Annotated in this window: 13 protein-coding genes and 1 pseudogene; 7 read left to right on the forward strand and 7 right to left on the reverse strand. The window is 46.1% G+C overall.

What is annotated here, in order from left to right:
- Positions 1 to 467 precede the first annotated feature (467 nt).
- On the forward strand, positions 468 to 2,222 hold the full coding sequence (locus QUB64_RS00315; protein WP_333270765.1) for a serine/threonine protein kinase: 1,755 nt from the start codon (positions 468 to 470) through the stop codon (positions 2,220 to 2,222).
- A gap of 287 nt (positions 2,223 to 2,509) precedes the next feature.
- Here QUB64_RS00315 and QUB64_RS00325 read toward each other — a convergent pair whose 3' ends face one another.
- The 6 genes and pseudogenes from QUB64_RS00325 to QUB64_RS00345 all read right to left on the reverse strand — a co-directional run bounded on the left by QUB64_RS00325 (position 2,510) and on the right by QUB64_RS00345 (position 12,523).
- Positions 2,510 to 3,787: an RNA-guided endonuclease InsQ/TnpB family protein gene (locus tag QUB64_RS00325; RefSeq protein ID WP_333270768.1), complete on the reverse strand. Its 1,278-nt coding sequence runs from the start codon at positions 3,785 to 3,787 to the stop codon at positions 2,510 to 2,512.
- 383 nt (positions 3,788 to 4,170) lie between these two features.
- Positions 4,171 to 5,544 carry a serine/threonine protein kinase gene (locus tag QUB64_RS00330; RefSeq protein WP_333270770.1) on the reverse strand — a complete coding sequence of 458 codons (1,374 nt, stop codon included), beginning with the start codon at positions 5,542 to 5,544 and terminating at the stop codon, positions 4,171 to 4,173.
- Positions 5,545 to 5,563: 19 nt separating this feature from the next.
- A complete protein-coding gene (locus QUB64_RS00335) occupies positions 5,564 to 6,907 on the reverse strand; it encodes a serine/threonine protein kinase (RefSeq protein ID WP_333270773.1) in 1,344 nt (447 codons plus the stop codon).
- Positions 6,908 to 6,928: 21 nt separating this feature from the next.
- Positions 6,929 to 7,045: pseudogene (locus QUB64_RS32860) on the reverse strand (hypothetical protein); the annotation flags it as partial.
- Between the two features lie 183 nt (positions 7,046 to 7,228).
- A complete protein-coding gene (locus tag QUB64_RS00340) occupies positions 7,229 to 9,163 on the reverse strand; it encodes a tetratricopeptide repeat protein (RefSeq protein ID WP_333270776.1) in 1,935 nt (644 codons plus the stop codon).
- 210 nt (positions 9,164 to 9,373) lie between these two features.
- On the reverse strand, positions 9,374 to 12,523 hold the full coding sequence (locus tag QUB64_RS00345; RefSeq protein WP_333270778.1) for a DUF4347 domain-containing protein: 3,150 nt from the start codon (positions 12,521 to 12,523) through the stop codon (positions 9,374 to 9,376).
- A 670-nt stretch (positions 12,524 to 13,193) separates the two neighbouring features.
- On the opposite strand from QUB64_RS00345, the gene QUB64_RS00350 reads away from it, so the two are divergent.
- The gene (locus QUB64_RS00350) at positions 13,194 to 13,706 is read left to right on the forward strand and encodes a helix-turn-helix domain-containing protein (protein WP_333270780.1); all 513 of its coding nucleotides are present in this window, start codon (positions 13,194 to 13,196) and stop codon (positions 13,704 to 13,706) included.
- A gap of 35 nt (positions 13,707 to 13,741) precedes the next feature.
- Positions 13,742 to 14,236, forward strand: coding sequence for an IS630 family transposase (locus tag QUB64_RS00355; RefSeq protein ID WP_333270939.1), 495 nt, complete (start codon positions 13,742 to 13,744; stop codon positions 14,234 to 14,236).
- Positions 14,237 to 14,242: 6 nt separating this feature from the next.
- On the opposite strand, the gene QUB64_RS00360 is transcribed toward QUB64_RS00355, so the two are convergent.
- A complete protein-coding gene (locus tag QUB64_RS00360) occupies positions 14,243 to 14,737 on the reverse strand; it encodes a hypothetical protein (RefSeq protein ID WP_333270783.1) in 495 nt (164 codons plus the stop codon).
- Positions 14,738 to 15,221: 484 nt separating this feature from the next.
- Here QUB64_RS00360 and QUB64_RS00365 point away from each other — a divergent pair, with 484 nt between their 5' ends.
- The 4 genes from QUB64_RS00365 (at position 15,222) to panB (ending at position 19,929) form a co-directional block, all read left to right on the forward strand.
- Positions 15,222 to 17,888 (forward strand): tetratricopeptide repeat protein, encoded by a 2,667-nt coding sequence (locus QUB64_RS00365; RefSeq protein ID WP_333270787.1) that lies wholly within the window; start codon positions 15,222 to 15,224, stop codon positions 17,886 to 17,888.
- A 245-nt stretch (positions 17,889 to 18,133) separates the two neighbouring features.
- Entirely contained in the window at positions 18,134 to 18,613 is a 480-nt protein-coding gene (locus QUB64_RS00370; protein ID WP_333270789.1) for a hypothetical protein, read from the forward strand.
- Between the two features lie 71 nt (positions 18,614 to 18,684).
- Positions 18,685 to 19,092: a hypothetical protein gene (locus tag QUB64_RS00375; protein ID WP_333270792.1), complete on the forward strand. Its 408-nt coding sequence runs from the start codon at positions 18,685 to 18,687 to the stop codon at positions 19,090 to 19,092.
- A 60-nt stretch (positions 19,093 to 19,152) separates the two neighbouring features.
- On the forward strand, positions 19,153 to 19,929 hold the full coding sequence (gene panB, locus QUB64_RS00380; protein ID WP_333270795.1) for a 3-methyl-2-oxobutanoate hydroxymethyltransferase: 777 nt from the start codon (positions 19,153 to 19,155) through the stop codon (positions 19,927 to 19,929).
- Positions 19,930 to 20,417: the final 488 nt, after the last annotated feature.

Here is a 20,417-nt window from a genome sequence, read left to right on the forward strand (position 1 = left end):
CGGGTTTCTACGAAAAATTTGCGTTGATTAGCGAGAAATATCAGTAGAAACCCGGTTTCTGAGGAACCAGCGGGCGATCGCGAATGCAGCAATCCTCAATCAAAAATCCCCAATCAAAAATCCCGTAGTGGGGGGCGAGAAACCGGGTTTCTACGAAAAATTTGCGTTGATTAGCGAGAAATATCAGTAGAAACCCGGTTTCTGAGGAACCAGCGGGCGAAAAGTAAAAGTATGTAGTTGCGCTTGAGCGCTCTTATATTATGAAAGAGCGCCCAAGCGCAACAACGTACCTACAAGTCAAAAGTCGGCACCATAGCACATAATATGGATGGACAGAACTTGTGTCGCAACGTGGTTTCTCAGACCAAATCCGTCGTTACAGCAATTTAACCTCGCTCAAAACCGGGTTTTGGCGTTAGCTGCACGTAAGTCTACTATGGATATCTAGCCCCATTTTTACTCTGGTTGTGCCTCACCCCTCTTCAAAAGCCGTCCACTGCATCAATCCAGATTGCCCAAGGCCTTACCCTCAGACTTGGGGCAACAATTTTTGCCAGAGTTGCGGGACTCCGCTGCGGCTAAAAAATCGCTACATACCTCTAGAAGGTCTCGGTTCCGGGGGTTTTGCAGCCATCTACACAGTTTGGGACACAGAAACTCAAACCGATCGCGTCCTCAAAGTATTGCTCGCAACTGCCCCGAAAGCGCTGAAACTGTTCGAGCAAGAAGCTTGGGTTTTAGCACTTTTGCGGCACCCCGGCGTCCCGAGAGTCGAGCCGGACGGTTATTTTCACGTGCAAACCCAAAATTTTGCAGGCGGCGAGGGAAATGCCGCAGCGAGGCGCTTGCCTTGTTTGGTAATGGAAAAGATTCACGGCAAAACTTTGGAAGAAATTCTCGAAGAACACGATCAGGGATGCCCGCAGGAATGGGTGTTTAGTTGGCTCAGTCAAGCTGTGGAAATTTTAGAGGAGTTGCACCGGTGTCAGATTATTCACCGCGACATTAAACCGAGCAATTTGATGCTGCGAGATCCAGAATCACCACAAGTATTGCTGAGCAAGGGTTTGGGCGGGCTGCAATTGGTGGCGATCGACTTTGGGGGAGTTAAACAGATGGGATCGGGCGAACCGGCGGGGAAAGATTCTCCGAGCTCGACGCGGTTGATTTCCCCCGGGTACAGCCCGCCGGAACAAATTGTGGGCGGCGGTGTGGTGGCGGCGACGGATTTTTATGCGCTGGGGCGGACTTGCATTCATTTGCTGACGGGGAAGTATCCGGCCGAAATTGAAGATCCGATGACGGGGGAGTTGCGGTGGCGCCACATTGTGTCTGTGAGTCCGGCTTTGGCGAATTTGTTGGACGATATGGTGCGATCGAATATACAGCAGCGTCCGGCTTCGGCTGCGGAGGTGAGGGCGCGTTTAAAGGAGATTTATGCTAAAAGTAATGGCAAAATCGCGATTGCCCCAGTCAGTCAAGCTATTGTGGAATTTTGCAGGCAAATAATCGTGGTGACGGCGCAAAAAACGGCAAGTTTGACGGTTTTGGTGTTCGGGGCGATCGCCCAAATCGTGGTAGCTTCTCTGGATACTGGCTGGGAAATGGTGCTCGGCGGCGTCGGTGGATGTGCGGGGGCGATCGGCGGTTTGGTGTTAAGCACTGCTCCTGTAGGCGAGCAAGTTGCCAGTTTTCTGAATGAAGGTTTGCACCAATTAATCCATAATATGACTTTTACTGTCGGGCCGGAAGTGCTGTTGTTTGCCTTTGCCGGTTGGGGAACTGCGATCGGTTTGACAGATGCGGGGAGTTTTCGCCAACAAAAACAGTATTGGCTGTCGGGATTGATGGGTGCTCAGGGCTATTTGTTGGCGGGTTTGTGTTGGATGGAAGCAACAACTTCTAGCGGCGTGCAGGGGATTATTTTGGGGGCATTTGCGATCGCCTCTGTGACTGTGGGAATGGGTTTGCGCAGCCATCAATTAGTTCACGCTTTGGTAGTGGCTGTTTGTTCCACGGGAATATTTCTGTTTCTGAATGCTTGGAACATATTCCCGGGGAGTTTCTTTGCGATTTTGTCACAGTCGTCTGGTGCTAACTTCTGGCTGCAAGTTTGGGGTTCAATTGCATTTTTTGGTTTGTTGGGAAGTGCGATCGGGCTTTGTTTGGGAATCAGTCATTATTTAATTGTGCCCGTGCTCAGGTGGTTGGGATGGCGCTAATTTTTCGGTATGTAGTTGCGCGCTATGCGCCAAGCACAACTACCTATAGCCTTTCTCAAATTTCTGACTAATCTAAAAACCGCAGATACAAGGCAGATCGACACAGATTGACGCAGATAAAAGAACTCTATCAAACTTGTATTTGTTTTTGCGATCGGCGGTAATTTCGATGAGGATGTTGAGTAGTCGTAGTTTCGGCTGGGCCGGAATTAGCGATCAGTCCACAAAAGTATCTTCTAGTTATTGACGGCTCCCCGGCATAAATGCACGGGGATTCTCAAAGGATGCTACGAGGCGGGCTCCATGCGCGCCTCTCCACCCTTTTTCCTGTCTCTTTGGCTCTTAACTAGACTGTTGCCAGTCCCCGTCAGACCGCCTCCACAGGCAATTTCTTTTATGTCCACGATGCGTCCCACCGCAGACAGGCTCTCTACGCCACGATTGCGAATTACTTGCGCCGCTGCGACATCCCGATGAGTGGTATATCCACACTCCCGGCAAGAATGAAGCCTGTCGCTCAAGTCCTTCTTCCCCGTATGGGAATCGCAATTAGGGCAAACTTGCGAGGTGTAATCCTTGTTCACTTTCGCAAAATAAACACCCCGTTTCCAACACACCCATTCCAGGATTGAAACAAACTGTCCAAATCCAGCATCTAACGTGTGTTTGCCCAGCATCCCTTTTGCCCAGGAGCGGAAATTGATATCTTCGACAAACAGCATCCCAGCATCGTCACAAAGCTTGTGAGCAAGTTTGAAATGCCAATCCTTGCGAGTATCCGCTACCTGCTGATGCAACCGAGCAACATGAAGATTCAGCTTATGGCGATTGTTAGATCCCTTCTTTTTGTTTCTCAATCTACGTTGTAGCAATTTAAGCTCACGTTGCAGAGTGTTGAGGAACCGAGGGCGATCGATCAACTCACCATCAGAGGTTGCCACAAACTTATCTAGACCCAAATCAATCCCTCTGGGATACCCCAAAGGAACGGGCTCAGGCACACTCACATCAGATTCCAGTGTCAGCATGAGGAAGTACCCGTTCGACTTGCGCACAACCCGAACTTGCTTCACCACGAAGCCGTCTGGTATCTCACGGGACTTGACATACTCCACCCATCCCAACTGCGGCAACTTGATCTGATTCCCTTTCAAGAATTGAGCCTTGCCCAATTGCGGATAAACAAATGACCGCAACCGATAACGGTTTTTGAACCTGGGAAATCCCATCCCTTTGCGTTTCATGTCCACAAACGCAGTCTCCAGTTTTCTCAAAACTTGTTGCAACACTTGCGCGTTTACCGTTTTGAGTTCTGGATACTGCGTTTTGGCGCGAGTCAGCGTGTTGGCTTGCTCGTAGTAGTTTGGGTAAGGCGCGTCCGCAGGAATGATGTATTCCGAGGCAATTGAACAAGCGTTGATGGGGCACTTACGAGAATTAATCCAGTCTTTACGCTCACGCAGGGCAAAATTCCACACTTTTCGGCAAACTGTTAAAGTCTGCTCAATGAGCTGAACCTGCTCCCCTGTGGGCTTTGCCTTGTACTCGTAAGTTAAACTCAACACTGTTCAATCACCTCCTACAAAATCATACAGTATTTTGTAGGAGTATTCCGAGAAGAATGCAAAATCTTTGACTCGCAGCTTAAAAGCTGCCACTAGCTTTCATCCCCGGCTTAAAAGACCGGGGTTCTCAGCATAATTTCTATAGCATTTTACGGGCGATCGGGCCTTTCGGCTGCATAAAGCTCTCCCCCAAGTCCCTGAAGTACACCCCTCCCAACCCGGGACAACCACAGGGGGGTTGTCCCTACGAAACCGGGTTTCTAATACCTGATATTTTGCACCATTCTCAGTAAGTCCCAAGAAACCCGGTTTCTGACATCAGGCATCAATGTCAGAAATACCAAACCTAGCTGAAAACGGCTCTAATATAAGTTCTGTAAGCATTATCTCTGGGTTGTTTGGACTTTGACTCCCAAGCACTGGCTGAGCTCTGCGGCCAGCCACTGGATTTCTGATTCGCTCAGTCCCTGCTTTGTTCCTAGTTGATATTTTAGATCGCCCGCTTGAACGTTCGCCCCAATAACTCTGAATTTTTTCGGCTGCATATAGTCCCTAGAATATTCCACTTCTTCAATTTCCACATAGGAAATGTCCTGTCTGCGGGTCGATCGAGCATAAGGCCATTTCAACCCCAGCAGGTGGCTGCTATAGGAGATTTGCTGCCGATCGATTACCAGATGCAATTCCCGAAATAGTGCAAAGATCGACATTAATCCAGCCGCTACTAAAAAACTTCCTGATATCATCCTCAAAACCAATGGATTTATCGGAATTTTGTAATAATTAGTCCACAATGTGATACTCGCACCAACCGCACCCGAAAGTATGGAAACCAAATCAAAAGCGAATCCAGGCGGCGGAATTACAATCTCTATAAACTCGGAATTTTTTGTTAATTTAATATCGCTGCCTCGCGGCTTCACGGGCATAATACTTTTGGATATCTCGCGGGGATTTGCGAGCGAGTTTGATGCTTCCCCAGCCGAAGATAACCGTTTTTCCAAACTCGGTTCTGTCATCCACTCTAACCAATCAATGAAATTAGGATTCAGGTACGCGGCTCGATCGGCAAATAGAATTTTTAAATCCTGCTGCGAAAGTTCAGTGGGATGCAAACCCGTTACTAAATAAATTAAAGTTGCACCTAAACCGTACAAATCCGAAGCTGGAACTGCTCGCCCGCCAAATTGTTCCGGTGCCATATATCCGTATGTTCCGACTACTGTAATTGTACCGCCCAATTTGGCAGCTTGGTTCTGCACCGAACCAAAATCAACTAAATAAACTTGTCCCACAGTGTGAGCGGATCTGTTGTCCAGTAAAATATTGCTGGGTTTAATATCGCGGTGAATGACAGGCGGATTGCACTGGTGCAAATAAATCAAAATTTCTAACAGCGATTTAGCTAATTCTTTTACGTCGTTTTCGCTAAAAGTACGACCCGATCGCAAATGCTCTTCTAGAGTTTTTCCCCCTACATAAGTCTGTACCAAGGCAAATCCTTTACTGTCTGGTTCGTCAATTTCCAGGTAATCGAGGTAGCGCGGAATTGCCGGGTGGGAAAGTGTTTTTAAAGTTTCCGCTTCCCGTTCAAATAGCTTGAGGTCTTGCCATTCAAAATCGCTGCCCAGGAATAGCTGTTTGATAACAACCAATTCTTGAGTTTCCAAATCGCGAGCCAGCAGTGTTTGGCGGCCGGTTTTTTTTCCCAATTGCCGCTGCACTTCGTAGCGTTCTGCTAATATTTTGCCAGTCATGTTTTTTGCTTAATTTAAATTAAAGTCCACTTTCTTTTTGATACCACCGGGCAAAAGACTTGCTACCTATCCCCATTGACAGCCCTGCAATGAGCGATGGTGCCACAACTACAAAAATATAATCAGTCAATGAGGGTACATAACTAAACGTATCGTCCCCAGGATCAAAAATAAGAGACTCCAAACCTAGCGTCTCCATAAAGAGGATGCTTGTAAAACTACAGATTGCCATACCGATCGCAATTAAAACCTGTCGGTGAAGCTGGGGATTAGTTAGGGGGGAAAAACACGCGACCGTTACAAGTGAGATAATAATTCCGTTCTCCAAACCCAGCAGCGCGCCGAGAAAAAGGCCGAGGATTCCTCCCGCAATTGTCCCCAGAATCGGGGCCAAAAAGGTAGCGTAAAATGCTGCACAAATTCCTACAGCTAGAGATCCTGTCCCAGTGCTGCGCCAAATCGCATTCCCCAACAAGCTAAAGGTATCCACGGTTTTTCCCTGTCTCATTGGTAGGGAATATTTATTTATTTGCTGTGGTTTTTCTAGAACTTCTTTTGCTATTTGGAATGAGGCGGGACGGCGATCTAAACTGGGATGCGTCATCCACTTCAACCAATTGGTAAAACCGGGACTGAGTTGGGTGAATTGCTCGAATTCAATCTGCAAATCTTGCTGCGGCAAGTCGGCTGGATGCTGCTTGGTAATTAAGGCGATTAATGTTGCTCCCAAGCCGTACAAGTCGGAGGCGGGAACTGCCCTGCCGCCAAATTGTTCTGGTGGCATATAGCCGTAGGTTCCGACAACTGTGACTGTTTTTCCCTGTTGCGTGGCTAGGGTTTGAACAGCACCGAAATCGACTAGGTAGACTTCGCCGACGCTGTTTCCCGATCGATTTTTGAGTAAAATATTGCTGGGTTTAATGTCGCGGTGAATCACCGGGGGCTGTCGCTGGTGCAGGTAGGCGAGGATGTCTAATAATGCTGTTGCTAATTGTTTGACTTCGCTTTCGCTGAAGGTGCGGCCGTCTGAAAGATATTCTTGTAGGGATTTGGCTTCGATGTAAGTCTGAACTAGGGCGAATCCTTTGCGGTTGGGCGTGTCGATTTCAAAGGAGTCTAGATATCGGGGAATTGCGGGATGGGATAGAGATTTTAAGGTTTCGACTTCTCGCTGGAACAGTTTTAAGTCTTCCCAGTTAAAGTCGCTGCTGAATGAGAGCAGTTTGACTACTACTTGCTGTTGCCTTTTTAAGTCGCGGGCGAGTAAAGTTTGCCGTCCTGCTTGCTTGCCGAGCCGCCGATCGCACTGATAGCGATCGGCTAATATTTCTCCTGACAAATCGCCGATGTTTTTTCCGCTCACCTTCACCTGCTCCAGAAGTGCTTAAACCCAGTTTAGTTGACAAAATTGCAATTGTCTATACTTATTTGAGGCGATGCTCAGGAGTTCTAATGCTCGCAAATCGCCCAACTGACCCAAAGCTATAGCCGCATTACTGCGTACTTCGCAGTCTGGATTTTTGAGGGTCTATATCACCAAGTAGGGTGCGTCACCACCCGTCAATCTGTCGCGTTATATCCAAGATATCGTAGCGACGCACCCGGAGGATTAACTGCACACAATTAAGGCAGATACTGTACGACCTAAACCGGGAATGTGCTGTAATTAAATATCAAATAAACATTATTGATTCTTGGGAATATTCTGAGTTTTTTCCCGCAAATCCCGTGCTTTTTTGCTGAGAGCCTTCGCTTCTTCTAGTTGACCTTTTTGTCTGAGAGCATAGCTTAATTGGTCGTAAGCCATAACATAGTCGGGATTGCTGCGAATAGCTTCTCGATAGTGCCCGATCGCCTCATCTAATTGACGTTGACGCAAGAGAGCATTTCCCAAGTTGGTTTGAGTCAGCCACAGGTCAGGATTAATTTTAACTGCCTTTTTATATTCTGAAATCGCCTCATCCATTTTGCCCTGAGATTCGAGAATTATTGCCAAATTATTGTAGGGGGGTGTGTAGTTCGGAGTCAGACGAATAGCTTCACGATAGGCAACAAAAGCCTCCGGCGTCTTTGCTTGGCTGTTTAAATAAATTCCTAGGTGATAGGAAAGACCTGCTAAGTTCTCCCGAATAACTGCATCAGGGGGATCGAGCAGAACTACTTCGTTAAGTAGGGCGATGGCTTCTTCTAGTTTGCCTTGTTTTTCTAAAAGATGTCCTAAATTATTGTAAGGTGCAGGATTTTTAGGATCGAGACGAATCGCCTCTTTATAGTAAAAAATAGCTTCCTTCAATTGACCTTGCTTCGCTAAAATTATCCCCAAATTGTTGTACGCCCCCGAATCTTTAGGATTCAAGCGAATAGCTTCTCGGTAGTGAACGGTTGCCTCTTCTAGATTACCTTTATTATTCAAAGCAAATCCTAATGTAAAATGAAGCTGAGCATTATTAGGATTAAGTGAAAGTAAAAAACGGGCAGTGTTAGGGTTTTCCTGGGAATAGGCTAGCAAAAGTAACCAAATACACATACCTGAAACAACGATTCCTGCCCCGCTAAAAACAATTTTTACCTTTTTGTTTTGCTGTAACTGCTCTAGCCACAAAGCCCAACGAGCAATTTTAAAATTAGGATTAAAGCTAAGTGCTTGCCGGAATTGGGCAAGAGCTCGCTCGGTTTTTGCTTCTCCACACAAAATCTTCCCTAAGTTAAGATGAGCGACAGCAAGATTGGGATCGAATCGAATTGCTTGCCTGTACTTAATGCTAGCGAGATCGAGTTGACGCTGCTGGAGTAAGATACTTCCAATATTATGGTGAGCTGGCGCTAAATTCGGATCTATCTGTAGGGCTTCGGTGTAGGCCGCGATCGCCTCGTTAGTTTTTCGTTGGAACTCGAGGATAATTCCCAAATTATTATGGGCGATCGCAAATGTGGCATCCAGTTGAATGGCTCGGCGACAGGCACTGAGCGCTTCCTTAAACTGGCGTTGGTTAATCAATACTGTACTCAATTTACAGTAAACGATCGCATTATTCTCATCAAACCGAATTGCTTGCCCATAAGCTGCAATCGCTTCTTTTGGCTTGTTCTGTTGCCGCAGTGCATTCCCTAAATTAAGATGAGCCTCAACATCGTTAGGACGAAGGCGGATGGTTTCCTGAAGTTGGAAAATCTCAGATTCTAATTGGTCTGGTGTTTTGAGAGCTAGTATGGAGTTTCTATGAGTATGGACTAAGTTAGGGTTAAGGCGAATGGCGTCTTGAAGTTGGGCAATAGCTGCTTCGCGATCGCCTCGCTGGGTTAAAACTGCCGCCATGCCAGTATGAGGCTGTGCATCGCCGGGATTAATCCGAATTGCTTGTTGATAACAAGTAATTGCTGACTCTAAATTACCTTGTTCTGCGAAGATTATTCCTAACTGATAGTGAGCGTCGGCTCGATTGGAGTCGAGGTTAATGGCTTGTTGGCAGCGATCGCTCGCCTCTTCTAGCTTGCCACAATCGTAGAGAACAATTCCCAAGTTAATGTAAGCTTCTGGTTGATTGGGATTAAGCTCGACAGCTCTTCGGAACGAGGCTTCTACAGTCTTGTGGTCTTTAGGGTCATAGTTAACGTTCATAACATGAAAAATAAAGGACTATTATTGACTTCCGCAATCAACTTGGTTGGCGATCGATCGCAATTTTAACGGCATCAGATTTAACTCGCCCCCGAACCTCAATTTTTAAGAATGAACAACGGGTGATGCTTAGCGACAGAGATGGGTGAGCGTTTTACTCCTCTGCTATTTTTTCTATGCAGCTTCATGCAGAATTGGTATAAGTTATGTTTAGATTAGGGTGAAATCGGCGACAGTAATGTTGGCAGCAGACACTCGATCGAGAATGGCGAATATTTGGCCGGTATTGGCGATCGCAATGAAGGCAGAATTATTTTTTTGAGTAATTGCCAGTTGTGCAAAAGTCAGACCGTCAGTTAATACTAACAAGTCTCGATTGTCTTCAAAATCGATGACAGTATCCGTACTGAAAGATGACAGCACAAATCGATCGCTCCCCCCATCGCCCCTCAAGGTATCGGCACCCTCACCGCCAATTAGCCAGTCATCCCCAGAACCACCGCACAGCAAGTCATTCAGACCCGTATCACCCGTTAGTACCAGGCGATCGGTCTCTCCAAACAGAGTGTCATTACCATCACCGCCGCACAGCAAATCGCTGCCCCGATCGCCAAATAGCCGATCGTCCCCAGCATCACCCAAAACAGTATCGTTACCCTTGCCGCCGCGTACCGTATCGTTGCCATCGCCACCAGAGACGATATCGCTGCCACTGTCGCCCCGCACCAAGTCGTCATCTGCGCCGCCGACAGCGAGGTCATCGTTCTTGCCACCATATATAGTATCGTCGTCTGCACCACCGTTGAGGTAGTCATTGCCCTCGTTGCCGAATAGTAAATCGCGATCGAGAATTTGGCCGACAGGAATGTTGCTCAAAAGTCCGCCAGTAATAGTGTCGTTCCCTTGTTTGCCGAAGATAATATCGTTGCCAGCTTCACCGCTAATAGCGTCGTTGGAATTGGTGCCAGTCAAGGTGTCGTCGCCGTTGCTGCCGCGTAGGGTGAAAGTAACCAAAGCAAAATTTGGCAGCACAATTCGATCGCAAATGCAGGGCGTAGGAGTAGTCGCAGGCGTAGGAGTAGTCGCAGGCGTAGGAGTAGTCGCAGGCGTAGGAGTAGTCGCAGGAGTCGGAGTTGGAGTTGGCGCTGGCGCTGGCGCAGGAGTTGGCGCAGGTATTGGCGCCGGTGCTGGTGCAGGAGTTGGCGCAGGTATTGGTGCAGGTGCTGGTGCAGGAGTTGGCGCTGGGGTCGGAATTGTCGGTGCTGGAATCGGAGTTGGCGAAGGCGGTGGAGTTGGCCCTGGAGTTGTCCCTGTAGTTGGCGCTGGCGCTGGGGCAGGAGTCGGAGTTGTCGCTGGAGTCGGCGCAGGAGTCGGAGTTGGCGTTGTGAAAGTCGGAGTTGGCGTTGTGGGAGTCGGAGTTGGCGTTGTGGGAGTGGGAGTTGTCGTTGTCGGAGTCGGAGTTGTCGCAGGAGTCGGAGTAGTTGCTGGAGTCGGAGTTGTCGCAGGAGTCGGAGTTGTCGCTGGTGTGGGTACGCGGAGATCCCGCACGAAAGTATCCATAGCATTGTTAGTGTCCCCAGTCACTAGGTTGCTGGCCTCAGACCTAAAGGCCACATAGCGCCCGTCCCCTGAGATGGATGCTGGCTCGGATGCGTCATTGGCTCCGTTGCCGTTAGGGTCTACAGACACCAAGGTGGTGGTGCTGTTGAGGGTGTCCCGCACGAAAATGTCCCATGTGTTGGAAAACTGTGGGCTGGTACCTCGGATCGCATATATAGAGTCAAATGCCACATATCGTCCGTCTGCTGAGATGGATGGGCCGTTGTTGTTGTCCCAAAACAAAGCGTTATTTAGACCTAATGATGATGAGACCAAAGTGGTGGTACTGCTGAGGGTATCCCGCACGTAGATCTGCCTACCGATTACATTAGTGTCATTCGCCAAATTACTCTCAGAGTCAAACGCCACATAACGCCCGTCGGCTGAGATCGACGGTCTGCCAGAGCGCCGCTCCCCCTGTTTGCCGTTCGAGTCTACCGAGATGCGGGTGGTGGTGCTGCTGACGGTATCTCGCAAAAAAATGTCAGCAGAGGTGTTCGTGTCCCCACTCACCAGGTTGCTGGACTGAGACGAAAATGCCACATAGCGACCGTCGGCTGAGATGGATGGGTTATAGGAGCTGAGATTCGCCTGACTGCCATTGGAGTCAAGGGAGATCCGGCTGGTGGTGCTGCTGACGGTATCCCGCACGAAGATGTCATACTCTGCGTTAGTGTCCCCGCTTACTAGGTTGCTGGCCTTAGATACAAACGCCACATAGCGCCCGTCGGCTGAGATGGCTGAAGCGCCGGATTCACCATTTCCTTGGTTGCCATTGGAGTCAACGGAGATGCGGCTGTTAGTGTTGTTTGCGGTATCCCGCAAGAAGATATCAATCTGTCCGTTAGTGTCGCCGTTTACTAGGTTGGTGGCAGCAGACTCAAACGACACATAGCGCCCCTCGGCGGAGATGGACGGATAGGAGGAGTTACCATTTGAGTTAGCGGAAATCAGCGTGGTGGTGCTGTTGACAGTATCCCGCAGGAAGATATCGCGCGCTCGGTTCGTGTCGTTCTTCACGAGGTTGCTAGCAACAGAGGAAAACACTACGTAGCGCCCGTCGCGTGAGATAGATATGCCCGATAAAGCCCCTGGGTCGCCATCACTCTGGTTGCCATCGGAGTCTACGGAGACGCGGGTGATGGCCGATGCCAAAAGGCCCTGGTAGTTCGCCATTACAGCAGGTTCAAAGGCTAACGGGGTCTTGATTTGCCCGATCGCACATTCTAATTCCCAATCGCCACCTAGTTCAGCATTGCCAGTAGGCTTGGCGGAGGCCGCGACATTTGCACCCGTAAGCAAAGCTAGGCATTGAATGAACGGAATCTCTGCTCTCTTCCAGCAAGAATGCTGGTTGGGGGTGAAGTCAGATGCCACATTGCAACCGTAAATGAGCAGATCGGCACTATCCGTTAAAGCGCGTCGCCACTGCTGCAACAAACGGGCATATCTGTCTAAATTATTCTTACTTAGCTGCGCGTTCCCAAGTAGCAAGCTACCAGGGCTGCCGTGCGAAACAATGTGAATGCTGGTAATATCGGTGCGCGAATCCAAAACCTCGGTAATTTGCTTTACTCCGTCTCGCCCGCGATCGAGAATTATTACTTCAATTCCCCGTTTGACGCCCTGCACCAGGTTTTCCCAGTCTGCAACAGCGGGGTCAATAAACAAAATTGCCGAGAATTGGGCGGTCTTGCAGTGGCGCGCGAACCCATTCTTGCCCTGGAGGGCCTGAAGATTGGAAGTTGATACGCTTTTCATCTTATTTGTTGAGAATCTTTTTAACAAAGTAGAATTAGCCACTGATTTTCTTTACTCCAAAACAGGTTAATACTGGTTAACAATAGATAAGTAAGTAGAGGGGGTAAAATGCAACCATGTAAACGCTTGTCAAGTATTTAAATGATGCCGACTGGCTGAATTAGCTCTGTTTACAACAGTTACATTGTGCAAGTTTTTGCCATCTATTTACTTAATATCAGACCGCAATTGCTACAGAAGTCGCTGATGATATCCAGAACACCATTTGAATTCAAGTAACCACATTAATCCGGACGTAGCCGATCGAGAGAATATAGAAGTATTTAATGATTGGACTATACTTCTGAATACAACTGTTAATCGGCAACGACGCAGTTTTAAGTGACAGATACTTTGTTTCGGGCCCTTAACACACCAAAAACAAAGGCGGACATGGCCAGAAATGACGTGGCTGGCTCTGGTACTGGTGTAGCTGGCTCTGACTCGGCAGTAGGCTTAATTGATATATCATCAATGTAAATATCGCCACCACTAGCACTCAAATAGTTGTATGTAATCGAAAACATCGGTGTACTTGCGTCCGGAAAGGTATTATACCAGTTTCATAAAATAGTGCTACAGTTAATAGATGCACTATTTGTAAATAAACACTGAAATATAAGGAGGAAAAATGTCAGGAGTGGTCAAGATTGAGATTCAGGAAACAGCAGAAGAACTCAAAGCTCTTCTGGCTCAACAGAAAGATGCTGTGTGCCACGAAAAACTGCAAGCTCTGTATTGGCTCAAAACCAAAATGGTAGATAGCGTATTGTCTGTTGCGGTGCGCGTCGGTAAACATCGTACCACAATCCAAAGATGGTTGTCTAGTTATCGTTCGGGAGGCATCGCACAATTGTTGTATCAAAAACCCCGCTCGGGAAGACCAAGGATTATGACAGCAGAAACTGTAGATAGATTATCAAAAGAATTGCTTGACCCCGAAGGATTCAGTAGTTACAAAGAAGTACATCAATGGCTGACAACCTGCTGCGAAATTCCTGTGGCATATCGGACAGTACATCAATGGACAAAATATCGTATCAAAGCTAAATTAAAAGTGCCACGTCCGGTGAGTGAAAAACAGAAAGTAGGGGCAGTAGAAGAATTTAAAAAAAACTTTCAGTTCTCATCAAAGCCAGTCTGAAACAAAGTGATAGCTTTTTAAAACAGTGGAAAAAACTGCGCTATTGGAGTCAAGATGAAAGCCGAATGGGTTTGCATACAGTTCAAAGAAGAAAGTTAACTGGTTGCGGAGTAAAACCCCAAGGAAAAGTGCAATGGGACTTTACTTATTTGTGGCTTTATGGCGCAGTAGAACCGCTAACTGGAGAAAGCTTTTTTTATGAATTTACTCATTTAGACACAGTTTGCTTCGAGAAATTTTTAGAGCTATTTGCCAGTGAGTATCCGGAGGATTTACATATAATTCAACTAGATAATGGAGGATTTCATAACTCCTTAAATCTTAGCATACCAGAAAATGTGATTTTACTGTTTCAACCCGCATACAGTCCGGAAGTAAACCCAATAGAAAGACTGTGGGGATATATAAAAGAACAATTGAAATGGTTGAGATTTGACCAAATAGAAGAGTTGAGAGTGGCGGTACAAAAAGAGTTAAATAAGTTGACTTTGGAAGTTATTGCTTCTTTGACGGGATGGAAATTTATTTGAGAGGCTCTATATGTAGCAGGACTTTAGGAAATTGGTATTAGTCGTGGTGAATTGAAAACGATCGGTAATCCACTGGTTATTAGCAACGGGCTTATGACACCAGCCATATTCTTTATTCAACGCCACAGTGGTAAAAACTAAAGCCGGATCGGAAAAACCGACAACTAAACATTCTATTACGTCAGCCGTTTTATACTTATAGCTGAACGAATAGGTTGTATTAGGACTTAGTTTGCTCTTGATTTCTTGACCGATCGCAGACCAATCTCCGGCAAAAGGTATACCAGGAGATCCCCCGCCGATGTCGTGGTGCATTTTGATGAAAGTATTGTCACCTTCAGTTACCGGAGAAGTTGTGGCACCCGGAGTAAAGTCTACCGTCTTCCATTCATTTAAGCCGGCAGAAAAATCTCCATTTAAAATCAGATTAGCAGCAGATACAGGGTTCGCAGATAGCGATAGAACCATAATAGTGGCAACTTTTAGAGTCAGGTTTTTCATGTTTTCTCCTCGCTTTGTGGATTATTCGCTGAGATTTGTTACTCACCTTTAGACTTTTTTAGGGAGTTAATTGATGTTCCTGTCAGTGATTGGGAACAACCAGGCTGGTCTACTGCTGCCAAAGTTCGACTGGTTCGTGCGATCGCGCTCTCCAATCGTTAAGTTTTACAAACTTCGCTGCCGATCGGATGCAGCCGTATGGTAATGATGCAGCCAAGATCGTCTCACTACATATCGAACAGGCGATCGCTCGGATTCGATCGGACTCTTGTTTCCCATATATCTATAATCTCTTGCGTAAAAGTCGCTAACTGCTCAATCTGGCGGCTCATTTTGCTCGATCTGGCGGCTCATTTTGCTCATTTTGCTCACTTTTATAAGTAAAAACTCACACCCTCTGTGTAACAATATCTGACAAAAACTAGGTATCATCCCTTGAGCTAGCGATAATGTAAGTGAAAGTGCAAGTTAATTAAGGATGAGCATGGCTTCTCTGAAATTGTCCGCTGAAGGGTTCCAAATTCTGGAAAGAGCTCGACGGCAGAAACGCTGGGACAAATCAGCAGAAGTCCTGTGCAGCGATGCTTTAACCTCAAAAGCTACTTTGAGAAGGTTTTGGGCAAAACAACCGATTCAACACGATACTTTTATTAGAATTTGTCAGACGTTAGGAATAGAAAATTGGGAAGCAGTTGTCGATCGCACTCCTGAAAATCCTCTCCCGCACAACCAAGCTGTGCCTCACTCACACCTTGCAACAGAGAAAGCACAAATCCCGCATCCTCTGAGCTTTACTCTGCCGGAAAAGTTGCCCCCAGTTAGAAATTTTGCAGGGCGAATTCAAGAACTAGAAACAATCAAAAATCAACTGCTAGATCCGAATACCAGAGCAATTACAATTACATCAGTTTGCGTTGTCGGTTTAGCAGGAATTGGCAAAACAACTCTCACCTCTCAATTAGTGCGCCAACTTCAGTCAGACAACACTCAATTTGTCGCCGTAGCATGGGAATCTTTGCGTTCTGCTACAGGTGTTGCCCCTGGTTTTGATTGGATTGTTGACTCGCTGTTGTCTGCCCTCTCCCGCCGCCCAATTTCGACCGCCGCCGTTCGAGATGATTATCTCAAAAAAACCGAAAAGCTGATCGAGTTACTGAAAAAACAGCCTTGTTTAATAGTGCTGGATAACGTCGAGACCGTCTTGCAAACTGGAAAAGCCGATCGAGCGGGATATTTTGCCGCATCCTGCCCTGAATATGCTTGGCTGCTCCAACAGTTAGCAGAAACAGAACATCAAAGCAAAGTCATATTTACCTGTCGGGAAACTTTAGCAGAATTGCCCCATCGCGCCACTAAAACTATCTCTCTCACCGGATTGGATATCGATGCTGCTGTTACCTTACTGCAAAGTTTTGAGTTATTAGCTACTCAGTCAGAATTAGCAGCACTAGCTGAATCTTATCAAGGACATCCAAAAGCTTTGGAAATGATAGCGGCCTTGATTCGGGACGACAGCGAATTTCAAGGAAAAGTAGAGAGATTTTTGCGCGATCGCAACTGGCTGCTGATTCGAGATATTGAAAATTTAATCGATGAAGTGTTCAACCGTTTGAGCGAACAAGAACAAACTTGTCTGCGGCGAATTTCCATCTATCAAACATCAGAATATCCGCTAACTTTTGCAGGAATTTCTGCCCAGATGCCAGAAGTGAGCGAATATGACTTAAAAGAAAACGTCATTCAAGCTTTAAAACGCCGACAATTTCTCGATTACGATCGCCAAAGGGAATCCTACCAATTGCATCCCTTAATTCAAGAAAAAGCTTACCGCTTGCTGTGTCAAAATCCCGAACATTTCCGCACAGCTAACCAGCAAGCATACCGCTACTTTCTGAACATTCCCCTGAAGCCTAAAACTGAATGGAAAAGTATTCGCGATATCAAACCGCTGCTGTTAGCACACTATTATGCCTGTCAAGCAGAGGATTGGGATGAAGCTGCGATCGCAATTTCTGATGCTTGCGATTCTCTGCGCTACTGGAGTCATTTTAAACGCCTCATATATTTGTACAGCAAATTGATACCTGTTGATTGGAAACAAGGAGGAAAATTAGTAAATGATACTGCAACTCATATTGATGTTTTGTGTCAGCTTGGTTTAAGCTACCAGTCGATCGAACAATTTGAAATTGCCAGCGAATATCTAGACCGAGGTTTGTCTGTTTCCCGAGAAATTGAAAACAAAAAAGCAGAGGGAATGGCTTTATTTTACATAGCAAGAGGTCATCAATATCTAGAGAATTACCAAAATGCTATTAAATATTTGCAGGATTGTTTGGCAATTGCTATTGAAATCAAGGAAGATAAAATTGAATTTAAAGTCTTAAACACTCTTGGATACCTTAACTTTTACAGGGGTAAATATGAGTTGGCTATCGCATCTTATACCGAAGCCTTAAAAGTTGCTCGTCAAAACAGCTTTCTCGAAGGAGAAGCTAACGCATTTGCTGCTTTGGGCAATATACACATTGGCTTAAAAAAGTACGATTTAGCTATCGATTATTTTAAGCAGTATATAGCGATAATGTCCGACAAACAACAGCAAATCAAATGTACAACTTATCTGCATACTGAGCTGAGTAACTTTTGTGCAAATATTCACAAGTATAAAATGGTCATAAGTTTGGTGCAAGAGTCTGTGGAAAGTTATACTAATGGTGTACAAAAGTACGATAGTATATATCAGATAGAAGGTTTATTGACAGCGAATAATGGACTCAAAGAATATCAAATATTTTTTGATATTTTGAGTGAATGTATTAAGCTTGAAAGTGACGGAGATGCCAGGAATAAGGCAGAATGGGTATATAAATTGGGCGAAAAATTTCATAAATTAAGAGAATTTGTGCAGGCAATTGAAGATATTCAAAGTAGCGAGACGCTGCACAATATTGACGGGAAAGTTGGAACAGAGAGTGTAGAGACTTTCAAGGTACTTATAGAGTTAGTAAAAACTCTGCTTAGATGCGGAATTAGTATACAGCGCATGATACAATATTATCTAAATCAAGCCGAGCAAATTTGTAAAGAACAACAGCTACCGCTGCTGACACAGATACAAGAAATTCAAGCAGATTTGCAAGAAAATTAATAGATAGCGATCGACTAAGAGTTGAAGATTAAGATACACAGCGAATAATAACAGAATTTTGGGGTGCTATTGATGTCGATCGTCCCCTTGTTAACAAGAATTACGCACTCCGCCCAAAGAAACCGGGTTTTACTGGATCTACAGGCTGCGACAAAGTATTTTCATAAAAACCCGGTTTCTGGACTCTCGTCGTAAGTCTTAGTTAAGATGGTAGGGATGGAAGTAGGAATTAATGTCAAATCACTATGCTGATCGAGTCGCTGTCGATTAAACTTGCGTCCAGATTTTCAATAATTTGTGTTTTTGCGATCGCCCTTCTCCTCCTGGGCCCCAATCCAGCCAAAGCCGAATCGCGAGAACAAGCCGTCGATCGATTGACGGATGTCTTATTCTACAGGGTTAATCCTCAGTTAAACAATCGGAAACTGCAAACGGGCGATCGCGAATATATCCGTCAATGGCAAAAATTACGCGAGGCGATCGATCCGCGAGTAAAATCGGTACAAGAAGTCTGCTTTAGAGTCGCGCCAGAAGAGAAAGGATGGGAATTCACCACAATTAACGGCGAAACCTACGAACAAACTTACGATCGCCTCGCAGATGCAATTTTTTACAGCCGCCATCCTCAAAGGACTGGACAGCAAATTCCTAAAAACGATAAAATCAGCATCAGTGAATGGTCAGCAATTCGACGCGAGATGTTTCTTTCTAATTGTGGACTATAAGACTGGAGCGCATCACTATGCTAATTAAATCACTATCAATCAAGTCCATATCGAAGTTTTCAGCAGTGTGTATGTTAAGTTTTGCCATGTTTTTCTGCCCAAATCTAGACAGTGCTACAGCGCGGGATTTAGAATCGCGAGAACAAGCTGTGGATCGGTTTGCGGATTGGTTTTTCTATAAGGTTAATCCTCAATTAGGCGATCGTAAATTGCGATCGGACGATTCTCCTATCTACATCCGCGAATGGAATGCGATTCGCCGTACAGTCGATCGCGAAATGATTGCTACACCCGGAGATTGTGTCGGTGATGCTTTCTGGGACTTCGACTATCGTTCTCACGGGCGATCGCTCGATCGCATTGCAGATACAATTTGGACTATCCGCGATCCCTCGGGCGATAAAACTCGTGCAGATGTTTCTAAACAAGAATGGAATCAGCTTCGTCGCTCAATATCTAGAGAGCATTTTTGTTATTAACGAACCCAGATTTGATATCATAAGTAATACCCAAAAATAATATTATATTTTTGCACTAAAATGTCAGTCACTACTCACCAATTAATTCAATGGAAAGAACAAGGGCGGTCAATTGTCGCCCTCACAGCCTATGATTATGCGATCGCCCAACTACTCGACCAAGCCGGCACAGACATCATCCTCGTCGGCGATTCCTTCGCCATGACAGTCTTGGGCTACGAGACAACACTCCCCCTCACCCTCGATGAAATGCTGCACCACGCTAAAGCTGTGCGTCGCGGAGTCAAACAAGCATTAATGGTTGTCGATTTGCCCTTCTTAACTTACCAGGAAAGTCCCCAGCAAGCCATGCACTCGGCGGGAAGAGTTTTGAAAGAAACTGGCGCTCAAGCTGTAAAATTGGAGGGCGGATATCCAGCAATGGCGGCCACCGTTTCGCAGCTAACATCCGCTGGGATTCCGGTGATGGGACACGTTGGTTTGACTCCGCAGTCGGTACACCAACTCGGTTACAAAAAACAAGGCAAAACTGCTGAATCTGCCGATCGCATCATAGCAGAGTCGATCGCCCTTGAAGAAGCTGGTGTTTTTGCGATCGTCCTAGAACACATTCCTCCTGACTTAGCCGCTCAAATTACCCAAAAATTAAGTGTTCCCACCATTGGTATCGGCGCCGGGCCGCACTGCGACGGACAAGTTTTGGTTACTTCCGATTTGTTGGGACTTTCGGAAAAACAACCGCCTTTTGCAAAATCTTACACCAATTTGCGAGAAACAATTACTCAAGCTGTCAAAGATTATTCCCTAGAAGTTAGAGAACGCAAATTTCCTGAATAGTAAATCATAAATCGAACTGGATCTAGTTGATGGTGGATTCAAAGATTATCAATATAGCAGGCTGATACGGGTGCATCTCAGTTTTGCATTTGTAGTGCTGTCGGGAGCACTGTAAAAAAAATCCTTTTTGCGAAAATGAGATGCTCCCGGCTGATACTACCTAGCGGGTTGTTGAGCCACCCTAAAAACTGGTACAAGCCCACGAAACTAGCGTCAGGGTCGATCGTAAAATTTTATACTCCTGTTCCTGCTCACTGATTTAATGCTGCAAGTAAATCTAAAATTATTCAATTCTTTAATCTCCAATCGACTGATATCATGTGCGGTCGATTACCATAGCAAAAACCGTTCGTAGTGCGTCCTGGCGGCCGCAGAATAAGAGCGGACGCCAGGACGCACTACGAACCAATCTGATTGTGGTCAATCCACCGAACATTATGACACGTCTTGTATGGGAGCCGACCCCTAGCAGCATCTGTTCTGCCGAT

The sequence above is a fragment of the Microcoleus sp. Aus8_D2 genome, from assembly GCF_036702665.1.
GTDB lineage: Bacteria > Cyanobacteriota > Cyanobacteriia > Cyanobacteriales > Microcoleaceae > Microcoleus.